This is a genomic window from Okeania hirsuta (assembly GCF_003838195.1).
Classification (GTDB): Bacteria; Cyanobacteriota; Cyanobacteriia; order Cyanobacteriales; family Microcoleaceae; genus Okeania; species Okeania hirsuta.
In genome coordinates, this window is sequence record NZ_RCBY01000601.1 from 1 (window position 1) to 1195 (window position 1195).

Genomic DNA, 1195 nt, shown 5'->3' on the forward strand with positions numbered 1-1195 from the left:
TTCCCTTATGGAAAGTGCAGCTTATATATTAGTATTGGCTTTGGCCTTGGGTGTGATATTTTTTGCGATCGCCTTCCGCGATCCTCCCAGAATTGGAAAGTAATTAGTTTTGATCGGTTGATTATCAAATAAATTGCTTTTTTTATGAAAAATGAGTGCTGAGTCCTTAACCCAGTACTCATTTATTCTAATTTTTAAATAAATTATCATTGGCCTAAATTAGGCTAAAATATTCATGTCTGAAATTATATGTCTGAGAAATTTTTAAAGTATGCGATGTCCAGTGTGCCAACATACAAATAGTCGTGTTCTAGAGTCGCGTTCAGCTGAATCTGGTAAAAGTATCCGACGCCGACGAGAATGTTTGAATTGCCAGCATCGTTTCACGACTTATGAAAGAATAGAGTTTGTTACAGTAACAGTGATTAAAAAGGACGGTAAAAAAGAGTCTTTTGATAAGTTGAAATTACTCCGAGGTATTATCCGCTCCTGTGAAAAAACCGGTATTGAACCTACTGAACTCGAAGCTCTTGTAGATGAAATTGAAGTTGAGCTACAGGGTAGAACCCAAAGAGAAGTTACCAGCGCTGAAATTGGTGAAATTGTTCTGAGTAAATTAGTTCACATTAGTGAAGTTGCTTATATCCGTTTTGCCTCTGTTTATCGTAAATTTCAAGGTATTAGAGATTTTGTAGATACCTTAAATCATCTCCAAAATCAAAAAAATAATTTAGATTTTAATTCTACTTCCCTAGAAAGTTCTGAAATTTCTCCGAAACCAGATGCTGTTGATTGTGAAACGTCTGCTTCCTTTGCCACCTCATCTTAAACTGAATGATGATAACTATAGCAGTAATTGACTACTCCCCGGACTTAAGTCACGGGGATTCTAAGCAGATACTACGCAACAGGATAAATCCGTGTTGCTCCGTTTCTTCTTAGCTGACCAAAGATATATTCTTTGGGGACAAGTCAAAATGCCCCTACACAGTCGGCTTAAGTTTAACCCTAGCTTTCTGCTTACTTTTGTGATTATATTTGCAGCCCCATTACAGTCTGCATTAATACACCAATTATTGCCTGTTCTATACAAACCACGCTGTCTTGATGCAGTCGCTCATGGGGGAAACCCCCAAGACCGCGCTGCATCGCTTTATTCTCTTTCCTGACGGTTTCCAATTATTGGGTTTCTCAC

Annotated in this window: 3 protein-coding genes; 2 read left to right on the forward strand and 1 reads right to left on the reverse strand. The window is 37.9% G+C overall.

Annotation, left to right across the window (positions count from 1 at the left end; genetic code table 11):
• The first annotated feature begins 7 nt into the window (after positions 1 to 7).
• Together D5R40_RS33155 and nrdR are read left to right on the forward strand one after the other, a co-directional pair.
• The gene (locus D5R40_RS33155; protein WP_011613950.1) at positions 8 to 103 is read left to right on the forward strand and encodes a photosystem II reaction center protein T; all 96 of its coding nucleotides are present in this window, start codon (positions 8 to 10) and stop codon (positions 101 to 103) included.
• A gap of 168 nt (positions 104 to 271) precedes the next feature.
• Positions 272 to 829, forward strand: a complete 558-nt coding sequence (gene nrdR / locus D5R40_RS33160; RefSeq protein WP_124155900.1) for a transcriptional regulator NrdR — start codon at positions 272 to 274, stop codon at positions 827 to 829.
• Positions 830 to 1032: 203 nt separating this feature from the next.
• On the opposite strand, the gene D5R40_RS36770 is transcribed toward nrdR, so the two are convergent.
• Positions 1033 to 1179, reverse strand: a complete 147-nt coding sequence (locus tag D5R40_RS36770; RefSeq protein WP_161565186.1) for a hypothetical protein — start codon at positions 1177 to 1179, stop codon at positions 1033 to 1035.
• Positions 1180 to 1195: the final 16 nt, after the last annotated feature.

Excerpts from the sequence above, each read along its gene's own strand:
- D5R40_RS33155 (WP_011613950.1), top strand. The coding sequence starts at position 8 with ATGGAAAGTGCAGCTTATATATTAGTATTGGCTTTGGCCTTGGGTGTG.
- nrdR (WP_124155900.1), top strand. The coding sequence starts at position 272 with ATGCGATGTCCAGTGTGCCAACATACAAATAGTCGTGTTCTAGAGTCG.